The sequence below is a fragment of the Mesorhizobium sp. BR1-1-2 genome (genome assembly GCF_020165435.1).
Taxonomy (GTDB): Bacteria; Pseudomonadota; Alphaproteobacteria; order Rhizobiales; family Rhizobiaceae; genus Mesorhizobium.
This window is the reverse complement of record NZ_JAIUID010000003.1, coordinates 107,243-126,145: the sequence shown is the minus strand read 5'-3', so window position 1 is coordinate 126,145 and position 18,903 is coordinate 107,243. Positions and strand designations below refer to the sequence as shown.

Here is an 18,903-nt window from a genome sequence, read left to right as displayed (position 1 = left end):
TCCTACCGGGGAAAGCCTCGATATACAATCTCCAGGGGATAGCGACCAATTGATCCGCGTTCTGGGCATCGAGACGAGTTGTGACGAGACCGCCGCCAGCGTCGTGGCGCTGGAGGGCAATGCCGCGCCCAAAATCCTGTCCAATATCGTGCTGTCGCAGATCGAGGAGCATGCCGCCTTCGGCGGCGTGGTGCCGGAGATCGCCGCGCGCGCCCATGTCGAGGCGCTGGACGGCATTGTCGAGGCAGCCCTTGCCGATTCGGGCGTGGCGCTGGCCGACATCGACGCCATCGCCGCGACCGCAGGTCCGGGCCTCGTCGGCGGCCTCATCGTCGGGCTGATGACGGCCAAGGCGATCGCGGCCGCGGCCGGCAAGCCGCTGATCGCCGTCAACCATCTCGAAGGCCATGCCTTGACGGCACGGCTGACCGATGGGCTCGACTTTCCCTATCTGCTGCTGCTGGTTTCCGGCGGCCACACACAGATCCTGGCCGTGCGCGGCGTTGGCGACTACCAGCGCTGGGCGACGACCATCGACGATGCGCTCGGCGAAGCCTTCGACAAGACAGCCAAGATGCTTGGCCTGCCCTATCCCGGCGGCCCCAATGTCGAGAAGGCGGCGGCATCGGGCGATGCCGTTCGTTTTGCCTTCCCGCGTCCGATGAAGGGATCGGCGCAGCCCGATTTTTCGTTCTCCGGCCTGAAGACCGCCGTGCGCCAGGCGGCAAGCGCGATCGAGCCCTTGAGCGACCGGGATGTCGCCGACATCTGCGCCTCGTTCCAGGCGGCGGTGGCCGACGCGCTGGGCGACCGTGTCGCGCGCGCGCTCGCCCGGTTCCGCCGGGAATTCCCCGGTACGGCAGCGCCGGCGCTGGTCGTCGCCGGTGGCGTCGCCGCCAACCACACGATCAAGGCGACGCTGGAACGGCTGTGCGCCGAGGCGGGCTTCGCCTTCGTCGCGCCACCGCTGAAACTTTGCACCGACAATGCGGCAATGATCGCTTGGGCCGGCATCGAGCGGATGCGCGAAGGCCTGGCGCAAGAAAACGGCTTCGATTTCGTGCCGCGCTCGCGCTGGCCGCTGGACAGCATCTCCGCGCCGATGATCGGTTCGGGCCGGCGCGGGGCCAAAGCATGAGCAAGGAGGGCATGAGCGAAGAAGGCATGAGCGGCATCGAGACCGCGCCAACCGGCTGGCGCGTTGCCCTGCTCGGTGGCGGGGCCTGGGGTACCGCTTTGGCGCTGGCCATGCTGCGCGCCGGCCATTTCGTCCGCCTTTATGCGCGCGACCCGGAGACCGTCGCCGCAATCGACCACGGCGAAAATCGACGCTATCTGCCTGGCATCGCGCTCCAGGCCGGCATCGTAGCGACGAGCAACATCCAAGCCGCGCTCGACGGCGCCGATTGCGTGCTGGCAGTGGCGCCTGCGCAATCGCTGCGCACCATGCTGACAGCCACCAAGCCGCATATGCCTTCCGGCATTCCGCTTGTCCTTTGCGCCAAGGGCATCGAACGCGACACCGGCGACTTGCTGTCGGCGATCGTCGGGGAGATCCTGCCTGGGAATCCGGTCGCCGCTCTGTCCGGCCCGAGCTTCGCCACGGACGTCGCCCGCGGCTTGCCGACGGCGGTGGTGGTTGCCGCCCGCGACGAGGCGCTGGCGGCCAAGCTTGCCGCGCGCTTCTCGGCGGAAAATCTGCGCTGCTATTCGAATGATGATTTGATCGGCGTCGAGATCGGCGGCGCCTTGAAGAACGTCTTCGCCATCGCCGCGGGTGCCGTCACCGGCGCCGGGCTTGGCGCCAGTGCCCAAGCCGCCATGGTGACGCGCGGCTTCGTCGAACTGCGCCGCATCGGTGCCGCCTTCGGCGCCAGGCCCGAGACGTTGATGGGGCTTTCCGGTCTTGGCGACCTGCTGCTCACCTGCTCGTCCACGCAATCGCGCAACTTCGCCTACGGACTGGCGCTCGGGCAGGGCAAGCCGCTTGGCGGGCTGCCGCTGGCGGAAGGCGTGCCGACAGCGGCGATCGCCGCCCGCATCGCCACCGAGCGCGGCATCGACGCGCCGATCATCGCCGCCGTCGCCGCCATACTTGAGGGCACCATCACCATCCGGCAGGCCGTGGCGGCGTTGATGACCCGGCCGCTGAAGACCGAAACCGACGATTAAATCCCCATGACTTTGATCCACCGACCAGGAGAAGACCATGCTGTTTGCTTTGATCTGCAAAGATAAACCGGGAAGCCTGCAGGTGCGCCTCGACACACGGCCCGAGCATGTCGTCTTTCTTGAAGGCCTTGTTGGCGAAAAGAGACTTGCGTTCGCCGGCCCGTTCCTCGACGCCGACGGCAAGCCGAATGGCACCTTGGCGGTGATCGAGGCACCCGACATGGCTGCTGCACAAGCTTTGTCGGCGGCCGATCCCTACGCCAAGGCCGGCTTGTTCGAAAGCGTCGAAATCCGCCAGTGGAACTGGACGATCAACAAGCCGGCGGCTAGTTAATCCCGGTCGCCCGCAAATGGGCCGCAAGGAGGAGAAAAAATGAACTACTGGCTGTTTAAATCCGAACCCTCGGTTTTCTCCTTCGAGGCGTTGAAAGCCAAAGGCAAGGCCGGCACGCAATGGGACGGCGTGCGCAATTACGCGGCGCGCAACAACATGAAGGCCATGCAGATCGGCGATCTCGGCTTCTTCTATCATTCCAACGAGGGGCTGAACGTGGTCGGCATCGCCGAGGTCTGCGCGCTGGCTCATCCCGACACCACATCGGACGATCCGCGTTGGGAATGCGTCGACATCCGCGCTTTCAAGGATGTGCCGAACCCGCCGACGCTGGAGCAGGTCAAGGCCAATCCCAAGCTCGCCGACATGGCGCTGGTGCGGCTCGGCCGGCTTTCCGTGCAGCCGGTCACGCCGGCCGAATGGAAGGAAGTCTGCCGCATGGGTGGCCTGACGCCGGCTCCGTGACGGTTCTCACGAGCCATAGCGCGGAACGCTTCATCCTCGACAATACGGCGCTGATGGCGCCGCCGCACGTGCCGGAGATTGCGCTGTATCTTGCCGACGAGGCGCATGATCTGTGGCAGCGGACCGAGGACGAACTGGTCGAGATCGGGCTGCCGCCGCCTTTCTGGGCCTTTGCCTGGGCCGGCGGCCAGGGGCTTGCCCGTCATATCATCGACAATCCGGCCATGGTGCGGGGCAAGCGGGTGCTCGACTTCGCCTCCGGCTCCGGTCTCGTCGCTATCGCCGCGGCCAAAGCCGGCGCGGCAGGGGTGACCGCCGCCGACATCGACCCATTCTGCGCCACGGCGGTCCGCCTCAATGCGCAAGCCAATGGCGTCGCGGTCGAATTTATCCAGAATGACTGCGTCGGAAGGGATGCGGACTGGGACGTGGTTCTTGCCGGCGATGTCTTCTACGACAAGCCGTTCGCAGACCGGCTGACGCCCTGGTTCGCGGCTCTGAAGCGGCGCGGCGCCGATATCCTGATCGGCGATCCCGGCCGCTCCTATCTGCCGCGGTCGGGGTTGGAACCGCTTGGCGTCTACCAGGTGCCGGTGACGCGGGCGCTCGAGGATGCCGAAATAAAACGCACCACTGTCTGGCGGTGGAGCACCCCGCGCCCGGCTTGACGCCGCCACTGAACAGGCGTTTCCATGAGCTCCGTATCAGTGGGGGATATCATGGATTTTTCAGCGGTTAACTGGCTGGCGGTGATCGTCGCCGCAATCCTGGCGTGGTTGTTCGGCGCCGGCTGGTACACCGGGTTGAGCAAGCCATGGCTGAAGGCTGCAAAACTCGATCCGGCGACCATGAAGAAATCGTTGCTGCCATTCCTCATCTCTTTCATCGCCGAGTTGGTCATGGCGCTTGTGATGGCCCTGGTCGTCGGCGCGGTGACGGGCGGCGAGCCGACATTGCTGGCGGGACTGGTCTTCGGTTTCGTGCTTTGGCTCGGTTTCGTCGCAACCACGCTGTCGGTCAATCATCGCTACGAGAATTTCGGCTGGGACCTGACCGTCATTGACGGCGGCCACTGGCTTGGCGTGCTGCTGATCATCGGCGCCGTGGTCGGCTGGTTCGGCGCCGCGGCGAGCTGAAGGCCTCCGCTACACCCGGTCCGCGGTTTGGGATTTTGCCATTTCCTCCAGAATCCACGTGCGAAAGGCAACGATGCGTGGATCGTTCACCAGTTCCTTGGGATAGACCAGGAAATAGGCGAATTCCGGCGCGACCTTGATGCCGAGTTCGAACGGCCGCACCAACCTGCCTTCGGAAAGGTCGTTGGCCACCATGGCGAAATCGGCGAGCGCCACGGCGCTGCCTTCCATCGCCGCCTGGACGGCGTCGGCCGAGGTGCCGAAGACGATGGTGCGGCTGTCATCGAAATCGTCGACGCCGGCTGCGGCCATCCACATGCGCCAGTTCGGCCAGGTCACGCCCTGCCGCGCCCATTCGATATGGGCAAGCGTGTGATGGAAGAGATCGCGCGGTTCGCGCAGCGGCGGACCTGATGCCAGCAGGCTCGGGCTGCACACCGGAATGATGACGTTGTCGAATAGCCGGTGCGCGCAAAGTCCCGGATATCTGCCGGCGCCAAAGCGGATGCCGACATCGACATCGTCGAGGTCGAAGTCCCGCAACCCGTAGGCGATGTCGAACCTGAGTTCGATGCCTTCATGTTTTTTGCGGAAATCCTCCACCCGCCGCATCAGCCATTTCGTGGCGAATTGCGCGTCGAGCGTCACTTTCAGCAGCGTCGTGCCGCGCGCCATCTTCTGCGCCCGCGAGACGGCCTTGCCAAGCAGGTCGAGCGCATCGGCAGAGGCCTCGAACAGCACCGTTCCGGCCTCCGTCAGCCTGATGCTGCGGCTGGAGCGCGTGAACAGGACGATACCGAGCTGGTCTTCGATTTCCTTGATCTGGTGGCTGACGGCGGCTGGCGTCAGGCCGAGTTCGTCGGCGGCCCGGGTGAAATTGAGATGCCGGGCCGCTGCCTCCAGCGTCCTCAGCGCCCGGGTTCCCGGCACCAGGCGGGCCATCAGCTTGGTCCCCGAACAGACGCGGTCATGGCGCCCTGATCCTCAAAGAAAACTTGATAATCCGGAAAGAACTACTCGTTTCTCTCCAATCTTTCAATCAGGCATGATGCAACCATCGAACCAGTATCAAACCGGATTTTATGTCCGGATGGAAGGATTGCACCATGTCTCACATAGCTTTGAGAGCTCCCGCGAGCCGGCTGAATTGGCTGACCGCCGCGTTCGACTGGCTCCGCCAGGCCAAGGTCGCGGCCAGCCTGCCGCGGGACGATATCGAGGACCTATCGGACCGCCAGTTGCGCGATGTCGGCGCCACGCGCAAAGACGTCTCCCGCGCCATGGACCGCGAACTCGGCCGGCTGGGCCTGCTCGACATCGGCTGGCAGCAGCCACGGAGCAAGGGAGCAGGCAGTAGGGAGTAGGCATTAGAAGGAGCCCTACTGCTATTGCCTACTGCCTAATCCCAATCCCTACCTTACCACCCTCACCACCGTCCGGTCCGACAGCAGCGGCAAGAGCCGCGCCATCGTGCGTGCCGTCACCGCGACGCAGCCTTGCGTGGGCGTGAAGCCCGGGCGCGCCAGGTGGAAGAAGATGGCGCTGCCGCGCCCGCGGCGGCGCGGCGTTATATTCCAGTCGAGCACCAGGCAGGCATCATAGAGCCTGTCGTCGCGCCGCATGCGTTCATGGCTGGCGCCGTAGGGGATCTTGACCGGCCTGTTATAGTTGCGGTCGTCGGGCACTTCGCACCAGCCGAGATCGGGCCCGATCGGTGTCATCGCCAGCCGGGTGATGCGGCCGCTGGAGAAGTGGTCTCCCCGGAAATAGCCCGACAGGATCCGCATTTGGCCAAGCGGCGTGGCGCCGTCGCCTTCGCGCTTGCCGGCCGAGATGCCGCCGCGTCCCAGCGCGCAGGCAAACACCGTTCTGCCCGCCTGCAGCAGGCCCTGGCTGGGACGGCCGGGCCTTGCCCGCACGGTCAGCACCCGCAGTCCTTTTCGCAAAATTGCGCCGGCTGCATTGCGATCGTGTTTTTTCTTGTATGATCGTGCCACGGAACAAATCACTGTGATCGGCTGTTGTGCCGGTCAGCTTCCGCATAAACAGGCAGCGGTCAACTGAATTTTCTTTTCAAAACAACGGATTGATCCATGACTTCACGAACCATCCTGATCGTCGACGACGATGACGACTTGCGCGGCACGCTGGTCGAGCAACTGTCCCTCTACGAGGAATTCGACGTGCTGCAGGAGTCCACTGCGGCAAAAGGCGTCGCCGCGGCGCGCGGCGGCCTCATCGACCTGTTGATCATGGATGTCGGCCTCCCCGACATGGACGGCCGCGAAGCGGTGAAGATCCTGCGCAAGGGCGGCTACAAGGCGCCCATCATCATGCTGACCGGCCACGACACCGATTCGGACACGATCCTCGGCCTCGAAGCCGGCGCCAACGACTACGTGACGAAGCCGTTCCGCTTCGCGGTGCTTTTGGCGCGCATCCGCGCGCAGCTGCGCCAGCATGAGCAAAGCGAGGACGCCACCTTCTCGGTCGGCCCCTACACCTTCAAGCCAAGCCAGAAGCTGCTGATCGACCCGCGCGGCGCAAAGGTGCGGCTGACGGAGAAGGAAGCCTCGATCATCAAATATCTCTACCGCGCCGACCAGAAGGTGGTGACGCGCGACGTGCTGCTCGAGGAGGTGTGGGGCTACAATTCCGGCGTTACCACGCACACGCTGGAAACCCATGTCTATCGCCTGCGCCAGAAGATCGAGCGCGATCCTTCCAATGCGGAAATTCTTGTGACAGAAAGCGGTGGCTACAAGCTGGTTCCTTAAACATTTCATTATCCAATAAGCGGTCTGGGCGGGGCTGCTTTTGGGTGCGATCCTGTTGGAGGGGGATTCTGGATCGTACCGCGAAGGAGGATTGGACTGACCGTTCGGGGACACAGCTAGATGGCGCTGGATGACGACATCCGCATCCTGTCCGCCGTGAGGCTTTTCGAGGGCTTCACGCAGGAACAATTGCGCCTGCTCGCCTTCGGCGCCGAGACCATGCTGCTGCAGGCAGACCACAAGCTCTACCGCGAGGACGACATGGCTGATTCAGCCTATATCGTGGTCAGCGGAGAGATCGTGCTCTATCGCGAGCAGGCAGGCGAGCGCATTCCCATCGGTACGGTCGGCCCGGGCACGATGCTCAGCGAACTGGCGCTGATCGCCGACACCAACCGGCTGACCAGCGCGTCGGCAGCGGTCGATTCGGAGGTGATCCGGCTCAGCCGAAAGATGTTCCGCCGCATCCTGGAGGAATATCCTGAGCTGGCGGCACAGCTCCACCAGCGCATCCTGGAAGACTTTCAGGCACTGATTCACCGCATCGAGAAGCTGGCGCCGCGCTTTTCGGGGTGAACGGGAGAGTCGGGTGGACTTCCGGCTGGTTCGCGCCACCGAAAATGACCTGCCCTTCATCATGGCGACCGAGCGGCTTGGCGCAATTGTCGCCGGAGTGGGAAAGGCGCCGGCCCGGCTGATCAGTCCAGGTTGAACCGCGCGATGACCGGAACATGGTCCGAGGGACGTTCCCAGCCACGCGCCGCCCGCAGGATTTCGTAGCCGGTGAAATCAGGCACCAGGTTCGGCGACGACCAGACATGGTCGAGCCGGCGGCCGCGGTTGGATGCCTCCCAGTCCTGCGCGCGGTAGCTCCACCAGGTGTAGAGCTTCTGGTCTGATGGCACGTTGAGCCGCATCAGGTCGACCCAGTCGCCGGCCAGCCGCATGGCCTCAAAACTCTCCGTCTCGACCGGTGTGTGGCTGACCACGTTGAGCAGTTGCTTATGCGACCAGACATCGTGTTCGAGCGGCGCGATGTTGAGGTCGCCGACCAGGACCGAGGCGGACACTTCGCTGTGTTCGGCGCGGATCGCGTTCATCTCGGCGACGAAATCGAGCTTGTGCCTGAACTTGCGGTTGACTTCCGGGTCCGGTTCGTCGCCGCCCGCCGGAACGTAGAAATTGTGCAGCAGGATCGTCTTGCCACCGGCCCGCACGGTTACCGACAAATGCCGGCTGTCGTCGATGTCGCAGAAGCGGCGCTTCTCGACCAGCGCGATCGGCCGGCGCGCGACCGTCGCCACGCCGTGATAGCCCTTCTGACCATGAAAGGCGATGTGCCCGTAGCCGAGCCTGCGGAAGGCCTTTTCGGGGAACAGCTCGTCGGGAACTTTTGTTTCCTGCAGGCAAAGCACATCGGGCGCGTATTCATCGAGCAGGCGCTCGATGATCGGCATGCGCAGCCGAACGGAATTTATGTTCCAGGTGGCGATGGAAAAGGGCATTTGGCGGGTCCGGCGAAAGATCGCCGAACTACTGCCAGCCCCGCGCCGTGAAGGCAAGCATTGCAGCAGTTGCGGAGGCCGGCGCCGTGCCGCCGAAACGGCACGAAAGGGTTCGCCATCTCGCGGAAAGCTATCTGGTCTTCGTATTCAGCTCGCGATTGGCTGTATAGTCGATGGCAAACGTGTCGGGAGCGAAGCTGACGCCTTCCTTGGTGTTGAAGATCATCACCGTGGTGTCCTTGCCCTGCGCATCGGTGATCGTCCACTGGCGCAGATCATAGGTCTTCGGATCGAACATCATGGTGATCCGCGCATTGCCGAACACCGACTTGTCCGATAGCTGGATGGTGGTGAGGTCGTCCTCTTCCTTGACGCTCTTGACGCGGTTGCCGGAGAGGTCGATCCGGTCGTCGAGCAGCAGTTTCAGCGGCGTCTTCGACAAGGGATAGAGATCGGACGTGTTCAGTTTCTTGTTGAGGATGACCACCGATTTGCCGTCCGAAATCACCCGGAAATTCGAGGATCCGTCGTAGTTGAAGCGAATCTTGCCCGGTCTTTCCAGGAAGAACTTGCCGCCGGTCTGCTCGCCCTTGGGGCCGAACTGCACGAATTCGCCGCTCATCGACTTAACCGAGGAAAAATGGTCGGCGATCTTCTGCGCGGCAGCCGGCACGGCCGCCTGCGCGGATGCCAGCAGCTCGAATCCGGGCACCACGTTGAGGGCGGCAGCGCCCGCGAGCACCAGGCCGAGGCCAAGCAGCTGACGGCGCGTCGGGGCAAGATCGCCGAGCGCGGAAAGATCGTTTTTCATGTCGGTCACTCTCATCTTGAATCCTGATTTGTTGCTGTCCTGAACCCCCAGTTGGGCTGAAGTTTGACGGCGCGAACGCTGCTTGACCGCTTGAACGCGCCAGAAGGTTCAAAGTTGCCGCCAGTATCTTTCGCGATCAGAATTTGTCCTCTTCGGTCGGCACCAGGATCTCGCGTTTTCCGGCATGGTTGGCGGGGCCGACAATGCCTTCTTTCTCCATCTTCTCGATGATCGAAGCGGCGCGGTTATAGCCGATGCCCAGACGCCGCTGGATGTAGCTGGTCGAGGCCTTGCCGTCGCGCAGCACCACGGATACCGCCTGGTCGTAAGGATCGTCGGAATCCTCGAAATTGCCGCCGCCACCGCCGCCCGAGCCGCCCTTGCCGGAGGGCTCGTCCTCGTCCTCATCATCGTCCTCGGTGATGGCGTCGAGATATTCCGGCACGCCCTGCAGCTTCAGATGCGCGACGATCTTCTCCACCTCGTCGTCGGAGACGAACGGGCCGTGCACGCGCTGGATGCGGCCGCCGCCGGCCATGTAGAGCATGTCGCCCATGCCGAGCAGCTGCTCGGCGCCTTGCTCGCCCAGGATGGTGCGGCTGTCGATCTTCGACGTTACCTGGAAGGAGATGCGGGTGGGGAAGTTGGCCTTGATGGTACCGGTGATCACGTCGACAGACGGACGTTGCGTCGCCATGATGACATGGATGCCGGCGGCGCGCGCCATCTGCGCCAGACGCTGGACGGCACCCTCGATGTCCTTGCCGGCAACCATCATCAGATCGGCCATTTCGTCGATGATGACGACGATGTAGGGCATCGGCTCGAGGTCGAGATTCTCGGTCTCGTAGATCGCCTCGCCGGTCTGGCGGTCGAAGCCGGTCTGCACCGTGCGCGAGATCTTTTCGCCCTTCTTCTCCGCCTGTTGGACGCGTGCGTTAAAACCGTCGATATTGCGCACGCCGACCTTGGACATCTTGCGGTAGCGGTCTTCCATCTCCCGCACGGTCCATTTCAGCGCGACCACCGCCTTCTTCGGGTCGGTGACAACGGGCGTCAAAAGGTGCGGGATGCCGTCATAGACCGAGAGCTCCAGCATCTTGGGATCGATCATGATCAGGCGGCATTCCTGCGGCGTCAGCCGGTAGAGCAGCGACAGGATCATGGTGTTGATGGCGACCGACTTGCCCGAGCCGGTGGTGCCGGCGACCAGAACGTGCGGCATCTTGGCGATATCGACGATGACCGCTTCGCCATTGATGGTCTTGCCCAGCGCCAACGCCAGCTTGGCCTTGGTGGTCTCGAAATCGCGGCTGGCCATGATTTCCCTGAGATACACCGTCTCACGCTTGGCGTTCGGCAATTCGATGCCGATGGCGTTGCGGCCCGGCACCACGGCGACGCGGCAGGCGATGGCGCTCATCGAGCGGGCGATGTCGTCGGAGAGGCCGATGACGCGCGATGATTTGATGCCCGGCGCCGGCTCCAGCTCATAGAGCGTGACGACGGGGCCGGGGCGGACATGGATGATCTCGCCCTTGACGCCGAAATCCTCCAGCACGCCTTCGAGCAGGCGGGCGTTCTGTTCCAACGCGTCTTTCGAGAGGCTCGGGTCGCGCGCGACGTTCTTCGGTTCGGACAGGAAATGCAGCGACGGCATCTCGAATTTTTCCGAGCCGATCAGCGACGTCTGCGCCTCGCGCTGGACGCGCGCACCCGGGGCCGGGCGTGGCGCCGGCGCTTCAACGCGCGTGGCTGCATCCGAGCGGAACGGCTGGACCTTGGCGGTGGGAGCCGCGCGACGCTGGACGAGGGGTTCATCGTCGAAATCGACATCGTCCTCGCCGGTGTCGAAGCGATCGTCGAAGACGTCGTCGTCCGGATCGACGGAAACGCTGCGATCGTTGACCATGGCGGCGAAGAATTCCGGTTCGACGCGGGCACGGCCATCCGGGCTCATCCGCTGCTCGGCGAACTCGGCCGATTCGACCCGTTCGGCGGCGCGCCGCCAGGCGCTGGCGCGCGGCTCCATTCCCGGCTCGAATTCGTCCCGCCGCTGCCTGCGGCGCACGGCGCGGCGGTGCATCCACGCGCGGAACGAAAGCCACCAATGGGTCATTGCGCCGAGCGCCAATATGCCTTCGTCGCCTTCATCCTCGTCATTGTCGAACAGCAGCTCATCCTCGCGCGGATCGGCGGCGGCCGGTTCCTCCATGACGGCGAAACCGTTCTTGCGCGCGATCAGCGCCGAACCGTAGGCGAACAGCCACAGCGCCGGCCCGGCCATCAGAATGGCGAGCACGCTGGCCACCAGCCCGGTCGGATAGCCACCGATGACGAGGCCCGGAATCTTCAGCACCATGTCGCCGAACACGCCGCCGAGCCCGGTCGGCAGGGGCCAGGTCTTGGGCGGCACCACGCAGCCGGCGATCGCGGCGGCCAGCAGGGCAAAGCCGAACCAGAACAGACCGCGCCTGGGCAGCCTGTCGACGCCACGCGCCGAAAACAGCAGATATCCCCAGATCACGGCCGGAACCAGCGCCGCCACGGCGGCAAGGCCGAAGAACTGCATGGCGATGTCGGAGAAGACCGCACCCGCATAGCCCATGGCATTGGTGACGGTGTTGGCCGTGGCGTGCGAGAAGCTCGGGTCGGCGACATTCCAGGTGGCAAGGCTGGCGACGCCAAAAGCGGTGAACGCGAACATGCCGGCGCCGACAAGCCGGCCGACCTGGCGTCGCGCGAATGCCTGGATGCCGTGCCCCGTATCGGTCAGCGCGAGCGGTGCTGAAGCCCCTGAACGCATGCTCTTCCCCGTCAGTGATTGCCTGGCCCGAGCGCATGACGCACTCCGGCAGATTCGAATGCCAGACTAGGCGTGGGAAGGTTAAGGGCGCATTAACTATAAGGCTGTCGGCGGCCAGTCATGCCCCATTTCGCGGCATCTTGCCCGCGTGAAAATGGCGGGCGCTGGGCCCGCCATCCATTCGTCGGGATCGACGGCGTCCTACTTGTTGGCGCCGCCGAGCATCTTCACATTGGCGCAGAATTCGGCGTGCGGCTTGCTCATCGCCGCGTCCTGGCATTCCTTCATCATGGCTTCCTGCTTCTCCTTCGGCATGGCCATGAAGGCAGCCTTGAATTCCGCCATCGGCTTCATGGTTTTCATGCTGGAATCGGTGAAGAACGGCGCCATGTTGTCCGGCTCATCGAGAGCTCCGGCAAATGCCATGCCGCCGACCATGGAAAGAGCGAGCGCGCCGAGGCAGATATTCTTGACGTTCATTGGATGGTTTCCTTCCCTATTGTTTGAAACGATCGCCGAGACAGCGGTCGCTCCCAGGAGTTCGGTACCAAGACCGTCGATGTTTCCTCGAAAATCTCGTTCACGCGAACGTGATTGCGTTCTTCCAGCCTAAATCGGTTCCAAAAAAGAGGCCCGGAGCGATCCGGGCCTCAAGGCGTGAGCACCTTGCGGGAGCGTCACGACGGGATTTCAAAGCAGTTGCGGGAAACGTGCAGCGGTTTCCGTACGGAATTGGAGAAAGGGATAGGACCGGCGGGAGGAGGTCCGCCGGTCCCATGGCTAAGAGGCCTTACGGCACCACTTCGCCGTGCTGGCTGATGTCGAGACCCTCGACCTCTTCCTGGGTCGACGGACGCAGGCCGACGAGCGCCTTGACGATGTAGAGGATGACGAAGGTGGCGATTGCGGTCCACAGGATGGTGAAGACGATGCCGTAGAGCTGCTTGCCGAGCGACGCGCCCGAGGACAGGCTGTTGATTGCCGGATCGGCGAGCACGCCGGTCAGCAATGCGCCGACCACGCCGCCGACGCCATGGACGCCGAAGGCATCGAGGGAGTCGTCATAGCCGAACATGTGCTTTACCTTGACCGCCGAGATGTAGCAGACAACGCCGGCGACGATGCCGACGATGAAGGCGCCGGTCGGGTTGACGAAGCCGGAAGCCGGCGTCACCGCGACAAGGCCGGCAACGGCGCCGGAGATGATGCCGAGCACCGAGGGCTTCTTGGCGATGATCCATTCGGCGAACATCCAGGCCAGCGCCGCTGCCGCGGTGGCAACCTGAGTGTTGAGCATCGCGGCACCGGCGAGGCCGTCGGCGGCGAGTTCCGAACCGGCATTGAAGCCGAACCAGCCGACCCACAGCAGCGAAGCGCCGATCACGGAATAGACCAGGTTATGCGGCGCCATGTTGGTGGTGCCGTAGCCTTCGCGCTTGCCCAGGACTAGGGCGCAGACGAGACCCGCGACACCGGCATTGATGTGGACGACCGTGCCGCCGGCGAAGTCGAGCACGCCGGCAGCGCCGAGGAAGCCGCCGCCCCAGACCCAATGCGCGATCGGCGCATAGACGACCAGCAGCCACAGCGCCATGAAGATCAGCAGGGCCGAGAACTTCATGCGCTCGGCAAAGGCGCCGGCGATCAGGGCCGGGGTGATGATGGCGAAGGTCATCTGGAACATCGAGAAGACGAACTCAGGAATGTTGGCCACGCCCGGCGCCCACAGCGTCGAGGTGGTGATGCCATGATGGAAGAACTTCGAGAAGCCGCCGAGATAGGCATTCATGCCGCCGCCGTCGGAAAAGGCCAGCGAATAGCCGAACATGAACCACAGCACCGTCACCAGGCAGGTGATGGCGAAGCTCTGCATGACGGTGGCAAGCACGTTCTTCTTGCGCACCATGCCGCCGTAGAACAGCGCCAGGCCGGGGATGGTCATCATCAGCACCAGCGCCGTCGAAGTCAGCATCCAGGCGGTGTTGCCGGTGTCGAGCACCGGGGTGGGAGCGGCCGGCGCGGCGGCAGCCGCGGCCGGAGCCGCTTCCTGCGCGAAGGCGGCGACGCTGCCCAACGCTGCGAGAGCGAGCGAGCCAAAAAGGGCGGCGCGTCCCGTCTTCTTCAAGGTGGAAGGAATATTCATTGAACTCTCCATTGGAATACGTGTTCGCCGCTTCAGAGCGCGTCGGTGTCTGTTTCGCCGGTGCGGATGCGCACCGCTTGGTCGATGCCGAAAACGAAGATCTTGCCGTCGCCGATCTGACCGGTCTTGGCGGCTGCGGTGATGGCCTCCACGGCCTTGTCGACCATGTCGGCGCTGACCGCGACCTCGATCTTGATCTTCGGCAGGAAACTGACCGCGTATTCCGCCCCGCGATAGATTTCCGTGTGCCCCTTCTGACGCCCGTAGCCTTTGACTTCGGTGACGGTCAGGCCCTGGATGCCGACGGCGGTAAGCGCTTCGCGTACCTCGTCGAGCTTGAACGGCTTGATGATTGCCATCACGATTTTCATAAGGTTTCACCCTTTTGCTGTTGCGGTCCCCCGCGTTTGCACACCTTCACCGATCCCGAGGAGCCGGAGAGTGCCGACGAGGATTCAAGCTCCGTGCCAATTGCCGAAGCAGCGGGTTAACTTGTTGTAAAAAAAGGATTTGACGCGCCCGCAATCGCACCGTGCCGATGGGCGCGGCACAGCTTCTGCTTAATAATTAAGCAATTTTCGGAAAACGCCTATTTTGGCGGCTTTGGTTGAAAAGACTGCTCAACGCTTGAGCCGGATCAAGCCTTCCTGGGCCATCGAGGCGATCAGCGTGCCGTCGCGGGCATAAAGCGTGCCGCGGCTGAACCCGCGCGATCCCGAGCTCGAGGGGCTGTCCTGCGCGTAGAGCAGCCAGCCGTCGAGCGAATGCGGGCGGTGAAACCACATCGAATGGTCGAGGCTGGCCGCCTGGATGTCGGGATCGAACAGCCCGCGCCCATGCGCGAAGGTCGAGGTGTCGAGCAGCGTCATGTCGGAGAGATAGGCGAGCAGCACCGATTGCAGCGCGCGGTCGTCTGGGACGGGGCCGGCGAGGCGGATCCAGACATTCTGCCGGGGCGGCAGCTTGTCGCGGCTTTCATAGTGCTGGAGATTGACCGGCCTGAGCTCCAGCGGTCGCTCGCGCGCCCAGAAGCGTCGCACCGCTTCCGGAACCCGGTCGGCATTTTCGAGCAGTTGGCGCTGCGTCTTCAGCCCTTCCGGCGGCGGCACGTCGTCGGGCAAAGCGAACTGGTGCTCCAGCCCCTTCTCATCGACCTGGAACGAGGCTTCCAGCGAGAAGATCGCGTTCCCGTGCTGGATCGCCAGCACCCGGCGGGTGGTGAAGGAGCCGCCGTCGCGGATGCGGTCGACCTCGTAGATGATCGGCACCTTGATGTCGCCCGGCCGCATGAAATAGCCATGCAGCGAATGCACGTAGCGGTCGGGCTCGACGGTCCGCTGTGCCGCTACCAGCGCCTGGGCGATGGTCTGGCCGCCGAACACGCGCTGCCACTCCACTTGGGGGCTGCGACCACGATACAGATTGTGTTCCAGCCTCTCGAGGTCGAGAATGCGCAGAAGCTCGTCCATGGCCGCCGTCATGTGTCGTGACCTCGCCTCAAGATTTCCTTGGCGGGTTTCCGACAGGAAGGACGGGCCGTCAAGGGCGGAGGGCAGGCTGGCTTGCAAGGAGCGAAGACCATGGAAGGCAAGGCAGAGGCTAAAACCAGGTCCGGGCTCGATGTTCTGGTCGCCGGCGCCGGCTATGTCGGCCTGGCCACCGCCGTGTCGCTGAAACAGGCGCAACCGGGGCTTGCCGTGGCCCTGGTCGATGCCGCGCCCGCCGGCTCCTGGCAAAGGGACGGCCGCGCCTCGGCCATCGCGGCGGCCGCCTGCCGCATGCTCGAGCGGCTCGGCGTCTGGGCCGAGATCGCGCCGGAAGCGCAGGCGATCACCGAGATGATCATCACCGATTCGCGTACCGCCGATCCGGTGCGCCCGGTCTTCCTCACTTTCGACGGCGAGGTGGCGCCGGGCGAGCCCTTCGCGCATATGGTGGCCAACCGGGTGCTGAACGGCGCCTTGCGCCGCAGCGCCGAAAAGCTAGGCGTCGACATCATCGAAGGCGTTGCCGTGCAAGGGTTCGAAACCAATGGTGCGGGCATCACCGTGCATCTGGCCGACAGCGCTACGCTGAAGGCGCGGCTGCTGGTCGCCGCCGACGGCGTCAACTCGAAGCTGCGTGACATGGCCGGCATCAAGACGGTGAAGTGGGAATACGGCCAGTCCGGCATCGTCTGCACCGTGGCGCATGAACGGCCCCACAACGGTCGTGCCGAAGAGCATTTCCTGCCCGCCGGCCCGTTCGCCACGCTGCCGCTGAAGCCGGGCGAGGACGGTTCCAACCGCTCGTCGATCGTCTGGGTCGAGCGGTCGGAGGATGCTCAGGCGCTGGTCGCCGGCGACGACCTCCTCTTCGAGCATGAGTTGGAACAGCGTTTCGGCCTCAAGCTTGGCGAGATCCGCGTCGCCGACAAGCCGCGCGCTTGGCCGCTGGGTCTTACCATCGCGCGCGCCTTCGTCGCGCCGCGCGTGGCGCTTGCCGGCGATGCCGCCCACGGCATCCACCCGATCGCCGGCCAGGGCCTCAATCTCGGCTTCAAGGATGTCGCCGCCCTGGCCGAGGTGATCGTCGAAGCCGACCGGCTCGGCCAGGATATCGGCGCGCTAGACGTGCTCGAGCGCTACCAGCAATGGCGCCGTTTCGACACGGTGCAGATGGGCGTCACGACAGATGTGCTGAACCGGCTGTTTTCCAACGACATCGGCCCGCTGCGCGCGGTGCGCGACATCGGCCTCGGCCTGGTCGAACGCATGCCGCGGCTGAAGGAATTCTTCATCCGCCAGGCGTCGGGGCTTTCAGCCGGCACGCCGCGTCTTTTGAAAGGCGAAGCGATCTGACCCGCCGCGCCGCCTATGACCCGGGCACGTCATAGATCGCCCGGACCTCGATCGTGCCGAGTTCGGCCAGCGGAATGCCGCCAGCGATGTCCAGCGCCTCCTGGAGGTCCTTCGCCTCGATCATGACGAAGCCGAGCAACTGCTCCTTGGTTTCGGCGAACGGGCCGTCGGTGACCAGCCGCTTGCCCTTGCGACGACGCACGGTCTTCGAGGTCTTCACCGATTGCAGCGCCTGCGCGACGATGAGCTTGCCTTGTTGGTCCAAGGACCGGTCATAGGCCAGCGAATCGGCGTCGAGCTTGGCCGAACCTTCCGGGGTGAGCGCATGGAGGTCTTTCTCCTCACCATAGACCAGGCAGACATATTTCATTTCGCGCTCCCTTGCTGCGAGGAATCATAGGATGCGGCGACGAGCGTGTCAGCCTTGCCTTCGACCGCTGCCGCATGGTCGAGAAGGCATGCCGCGACCGCGATGATGGCGACAGCAGCCAGCAGCCTGCGGACGCCGGACGGCGGCTGTTCCAGCCAGAAGTCTTGCCGTCGTTGAGCCTTGCGGCCTGGGATCTTCCATACTGCGAAAAACAGATTGTCCATGTGAACCTCCATCCGGCCACAATCCCGTGGTCGCCCGCAGGACGGTCGGGCCGAACGGAAGCCGACATTTTTGCACGCGGATTTTTTCGAAAGGAATGAACCGTCATCGCGCCGTGGTCCAAACAGCGCAGTGGTCTTCGCGCATGCCCGCGCTATAGTTGGCCGGACGCTGGGCTCACCTGGACAAGTTCACGACAACCAAGGAGGAATTCATGGACCGCACCGCAACCGCCGTCTGGAAGGGCAATCTGAAGGACGGCAAAGGCACGCTCGACAGCCAGAGCGGGACCCTGAACGGCACGCCCTATTCGTTCAAGGCACGCTTCGAGGACGAGAGCGGCAAATCCGGCACCAATCCGGAAGAGCTGATCGCGGCCGCGCACGCCGGCTGCTACGCCATGCAGCTGTCGCATTTCCTGGCCGAGAACGGCACCCCGGCGGCCGAACTCGACGCCAAGGCCGTGGTGACGCTGGTTCCCGGCACCGGCATCACGGGCAGCGCGATCACCCTTGTCGGCAAGGTGCCCGGCATCGACGCGGCGAAGTTCAAGGAATTGGCCGAGAAGGCCAAGGCCGAATGCCCTGTTTCCAAAGCTCTGGGCGCTATCAACGTATCGCTCGACGCCAGGCTCGGCTGAGACCCCGGCATCCCGGCGCGCATGGTCGCGCCGGGCACCCTCGAGCAATTAGGCACCCAGCGCGTCGAGCCGGGCGCGAAGGGCTGCGACTTCCTGCTCCAGCGCCTCCACTCTCGCTTCGAGGTCGGAAGCGGGCACGGCCGATGCAGTGCGCTGCGCCGACAGGGCGGCAACGTCCACCGGCCCGGCGAGGAGATGCACATAGCGATCCTCGCGTTGGCCTGGACCGCGCGGGATTTCCTGGACGAGCGGCGGTCGACGGCCGATCAGCATATCGAGCTCACCGCGCAAATCCTCGATCGATGAAAACCTTGCCATGCGCTCGCTGCGTGCCAGCAATTCATGCGCCGTCTGCGGCCCGCGCAGCAAAAGCAGGCCGACCAAGGCGGTCTGCGGCGTGGTCAGCGAGAAGCGCTGCGCCATCTGGTGCTCGTAGCGCTCGACGCGGGAGCCGAACATCTGCCGCACCAGCCCCTTCTGCTCAAGCAGCTTCAGCGCCCGGTGCACCTCTGTCTGCTCCAGCGCCATGACGGGCTCGCGCGCCGTCTTCTGGTTGGCGGCGGCAAGTGCTGCGTTCAGCGTCAGCGGATAGACGTCCGGCGTCAGCTCCTTCTTCTCGATGAGGCAGCCGAGCACACGCGCTTCGGGAGGAGACAGGATGGGAAGGTCCGTCATTGGATTG

At 64.2% G+C, this 18,903-nt stretch carries 24 protein-coding genes; 12 read left to right on the top strand and 12 right to left on the bottom strand.

From position 1 onward, the window contains the following. Positions 1-52 precede the first annotated feature (52 nt). From tsaD to LB551_RS07075, 6 genes are read left to right on the top strand one after another with little or no spacing between them, the layout of a single operon-like run. Positions 53-1,138, top strand: a complete 1,086-nt coding sequence (gene tsaD / locus LB551_RS07100) for a tRNA (adenosine(37)-N6)-threonylcarbamoyltransferase complex transferase subunit TsaD (RefSeq protein WP_224659008.1) — start codon at positions 53-55, stop codon at positions 1,136-1,138. After that, entirely contained in the window at positions 1,135-2,172 is a 1,038-nt protein-coding gene (locus LB551_RS07095; protein ID WP_224658644.1) for an NAD(P)H-dependent glycerol-3-phosphate dehydrogenase, read from the top strand. Before tsaD ends, LB551_RS07095 begins: the two co-directional genes overlap by 4 nt. Positions 2,173-2,209: 37 nt before the next feature. After that, positions 2,210-2,506, top strand: a complete 297-nt coding sequence (locus LB551_RS07090) for a YciI-like protein (RefSeq protein ID WP_140550688.1) — start codon at positions 2,210-2,212, stop codon at positions 2,504-2,506. A 39-nt stretch (positions 2,507-2,545) separates the two neighbouring features. Next, positions 2,546-2,971 carry an EVE domain-containing protein gene (locus tag LB551_RS07085; RefSeq protein WP_140492656.1) on the top strand — a complete coding sequence of 142 codons (426 nt, stop codon included), beginning with the start codon at positions 2,546-2,548 and terminating at the stop codon, positions 2,969-2,971. Next, positions 2,926-3,639, top strand: coding sequence for a class I SAM-dependent methyltransferase (locus tag LB551_RS07080; RefSeq protein ID WP_411910483.1), 714 nt, complete (start codon positions 2,926-2,928; stop codon positions 3,637-3,639). Before LB551_RS07085 ends, LB551_RS07080 begins: the two co-directional genes overlap by 46 nt. 51 nt (positions 3,640-3,690) lie before the next feature. Beyond that, entirely contained in the window at positions 3,691-4,107 is a 417-nt protein-coding gene (locus LB551_RS07075; RefSeq protein WP_140550689.1) for a DUF1761 domain-containing protein, read from the top strand. Between the two features lie 9 nt (positions 4,108-4,116). Here LB551_RS07075 and gcvA read toward each other — a convergent pair whose 3' ends face one another. Continuing rightward, a complete protein-coding gene (gene gcvA, locus LB551_RS07070; RefSeq protein ID WP_224625112.1) occupies positions 4,117-5,049 on the bottom strand; it encodes a transcriptional regulator GcvA in 933 nt (310 codons plus the stop codon). A 164-nt stretch (positions 5,050-5,213) separates the two neighbouring features. On the opposite strand from gcvA, the gene LB551_RS07065 reads away from it, so the two are divergent. Then, the gene (locus LB551_RS07065; RefSeq protein WP_224625113.1) at positions 5,214-5,471 is read left to right on the top strand and encodes a hypothetical protein; all 258 of its coding nucleotides are present in this window, start codon (positions 5,214-5,216) and stop codon (positions 5,469-5,471) included. A gap of 48 nt (positions 5,472-5,519) precedes the next feature. Here the strand turns inward: LB551_RS07065 and LB551_RS07060 are convergent, their stop codons facing one another. After that, a complete protein-coding gene (locus LB551_RS07060; protein WP_181165209.1) occupies positions 5,520-6,056 on the bottom strand; it encodes a L,D-transpeptidase in 537 nt (178 codons plus the stop codon). Positions 6,057-6,200: 144 nt separating this feature from the next. On the opposite strand from LB551_RS07060, the gene LB551_RS07055 reads away from it, so the two are divergent. From LB551_RS07055 to LB551_RS29905, 3 genes are all read left to right on the top strand, one after another. Then, positions 6,201-6,884: a response regulator transcription factor gene (locus tag LB551_RS07055; RefSeq protein ID WP_091576052.1), complete on the top strand. Its 684-nt coding sequence runs from the start codon at positions 6,201-6,203 to the stop codon at positions 6,882-6,884. A 120-nt stretch (positions 6,885-7,004) separates the two neighbouring features. After that, entirely contained in the window at positions 7,005-7,460 is a 456-nt protein-coding gene (locus tag LB551_RS07050; RefSeq protein ID WP_140550691.1) for a cyclic nucleotide-binding domain-containing protein, read from the top strand. 13 nt (positions 7,461-7,473) lie between these two features. Then, the gene (locus LB551_RS29905; protein WP_263495724.1) at positions 7,474-7,596 is read left to right on the top strand and encodes a hypothetical protein; all 123 of its coding nucleotides are present in this window, start codon (positions 7,474-7,476) and stop codon (positions 7,594-7,596) included. On the opposite strand, the gene LB551_RS07045 is transcribed toward LB551_RS29905, so the two are convergent. From LB551_RS07045 to tesB, 7 genes are all read right to left on the bottom strand, one after another. Then, positions 7,583-8,389 carry an exodeoxyribonuclease III gene (locus LB551_RS07045; protein WP_224625115.1) on the bottom strand — a complete coding sequence of 269 codons (807 nt, stop codon included), beginning with the start codon at positions 8,387-8,389 and terminating at the stop codon, positions 7,583-7,585. The two genes, LB551_RS29905 and LB551_RS07045, sit on opposite strands and share 14 nt — an antisense overlap. A gap of 130 nt (positions 8,390-8,519) precedes the next feature. Continuing rightward, positions 8,520-9,200 carry an outer membrane lipoprotein carrier protein LolA gene (locus LB551_RS07040; RefSeq protein WP_140513951.1) on the bottom strand — a complete coding sequence of 227 codons (681 nt, stop codon included), beginning with the start codon at positions 9,198-9,200 and terminating at the stop codon, positions 8,520-8,522. Between the two features lie 136 nt (positions 9,201-9,336). After that, positions 9,337-12,006 (bottom strand): DNA translocase FtsK, encoded by a 2,670-nt coding sequence (locus LB551_RS07035; protein ID WP_224625116.1) that lies wholly within the window; start codon positions 12,004-12,006, stop codon positions 9,337-9,339. Positions 12,007-12,207: 201 nt separating this feature from the next. Further along, positions 12,208-12,486, bottom strand: coding sequence for a hypothetical protein (locus LB551_RS07030; protein ID WP_140550695.1), 279 nt, complete (start codon positions 12,484-12,486; stop codon positions 12,208-12,210). Positions 12,487-12,796: 310 nt separating this feature from the next. Beyond that, entirely contained in the window at positions 12,797-13,978 is a 1,182-nt protein-coding gene (locus LB551_RS07025) for an ammonium transporter (protein ID WP_411910484.1), read from the bottom strand. Between the two features lie 203 nt (positions 13,979-14,181). Beyond that, on the bottom strand, positions 14,182-14,520 hold the full coding sequence (locus tag LB551_RS07020) for a P-II family nitrogen regulator (protein ID WP_013528889.1): 339 nt from the start codon (positions 14,518-14,520) through the stop codon (positions 14,182-14,184). Positions 14,521-14,769: 249 nt separating this feature from the next. After that, complete coding sequence (gene tesB / locus LB551_RS07015) at positions 14,770-15,630, bottom strand: acyl-CoA thioesterase II (RefSeq protein ID WP_224625118.1); 861 nt, start codon at positions 15,628-15,630, stop codon at positions 14,770-14,772. Between the two features lie 99 nt (positions 15,631-15,729). Between tesB and LB551_RS07010 the strand changes: the two genes are divergently transcribed. Next, positions 15,730-16,989 (top strand): ubiquinone biosynthesis hydroxylase, encoded by a 1,260-nt coding sequence (locus tag LB551_RS07010; RefSeq protein ID WP_224658643.1) that lies wholly within the window; start codon positions 15,730-15,732, stop codon positions 16,987-16,989. Between the two features lie 13 nt (positions 16,990-17,002). Here LB551_RS07010 and LB551_RS07005 read toward each other — a convergent pair whose 3' ends face one another. Next, on the bottom strand, positions 17,003-17,359 hold the full coding sequence (locus LB551_RS07005) for a YciI family protein (protein WP_140550698.1): 357 nt from the start codon (positions 17,357-17,359) through the stop codon (positions 17,003-17,005). Further along, complete coding sequence (locus LB551_RS07000) at positions 17,356-17,583, bottom strand: hypothetical protein (RefSeq protein WP_224625120.1); 228 nt, start codon at positions 17,581-17,583, stop codon at positions 17,356-17,358. Before LB551_RS07000 ends, LB551_RS07005 begins: the two co-directional genes overlap by 4 nt. Before the next feature lie 212 nt (positions 17,584-17,795). Here LB551_RS07000 and LB551_RS06995 point away from each other — a divergent pair, with 212 nt between their 5' ends. After that, the gene (locus LB551_RS06995) at positions 17,796-18,221 is read left to right on the top strand and encodes an OsmC family protein (protein WP_140492697.1); all 426 of its coding nucleotides are present in this window, start codon (positions 17,796-17,798) and stop codon (positions 18,219-18,221) included. A 48-nt stretch (positions 18,222-18,269) separates the two neighbouring features. On the opposite strand, the gene LB551_RS06990 is transcribed toward LB551_RS06995, so the two are convergent. Further along, entirely contained in the window at positions 18,270-18,896 is a 627-nt protein-coding gene (locus LB551_RS06990) for a YceH family protein (RefSeq protein ID WP_140559263.1), read from the bottom strand. Positions 18,897-18,903 lie beyond the last annotated feature (7 nt).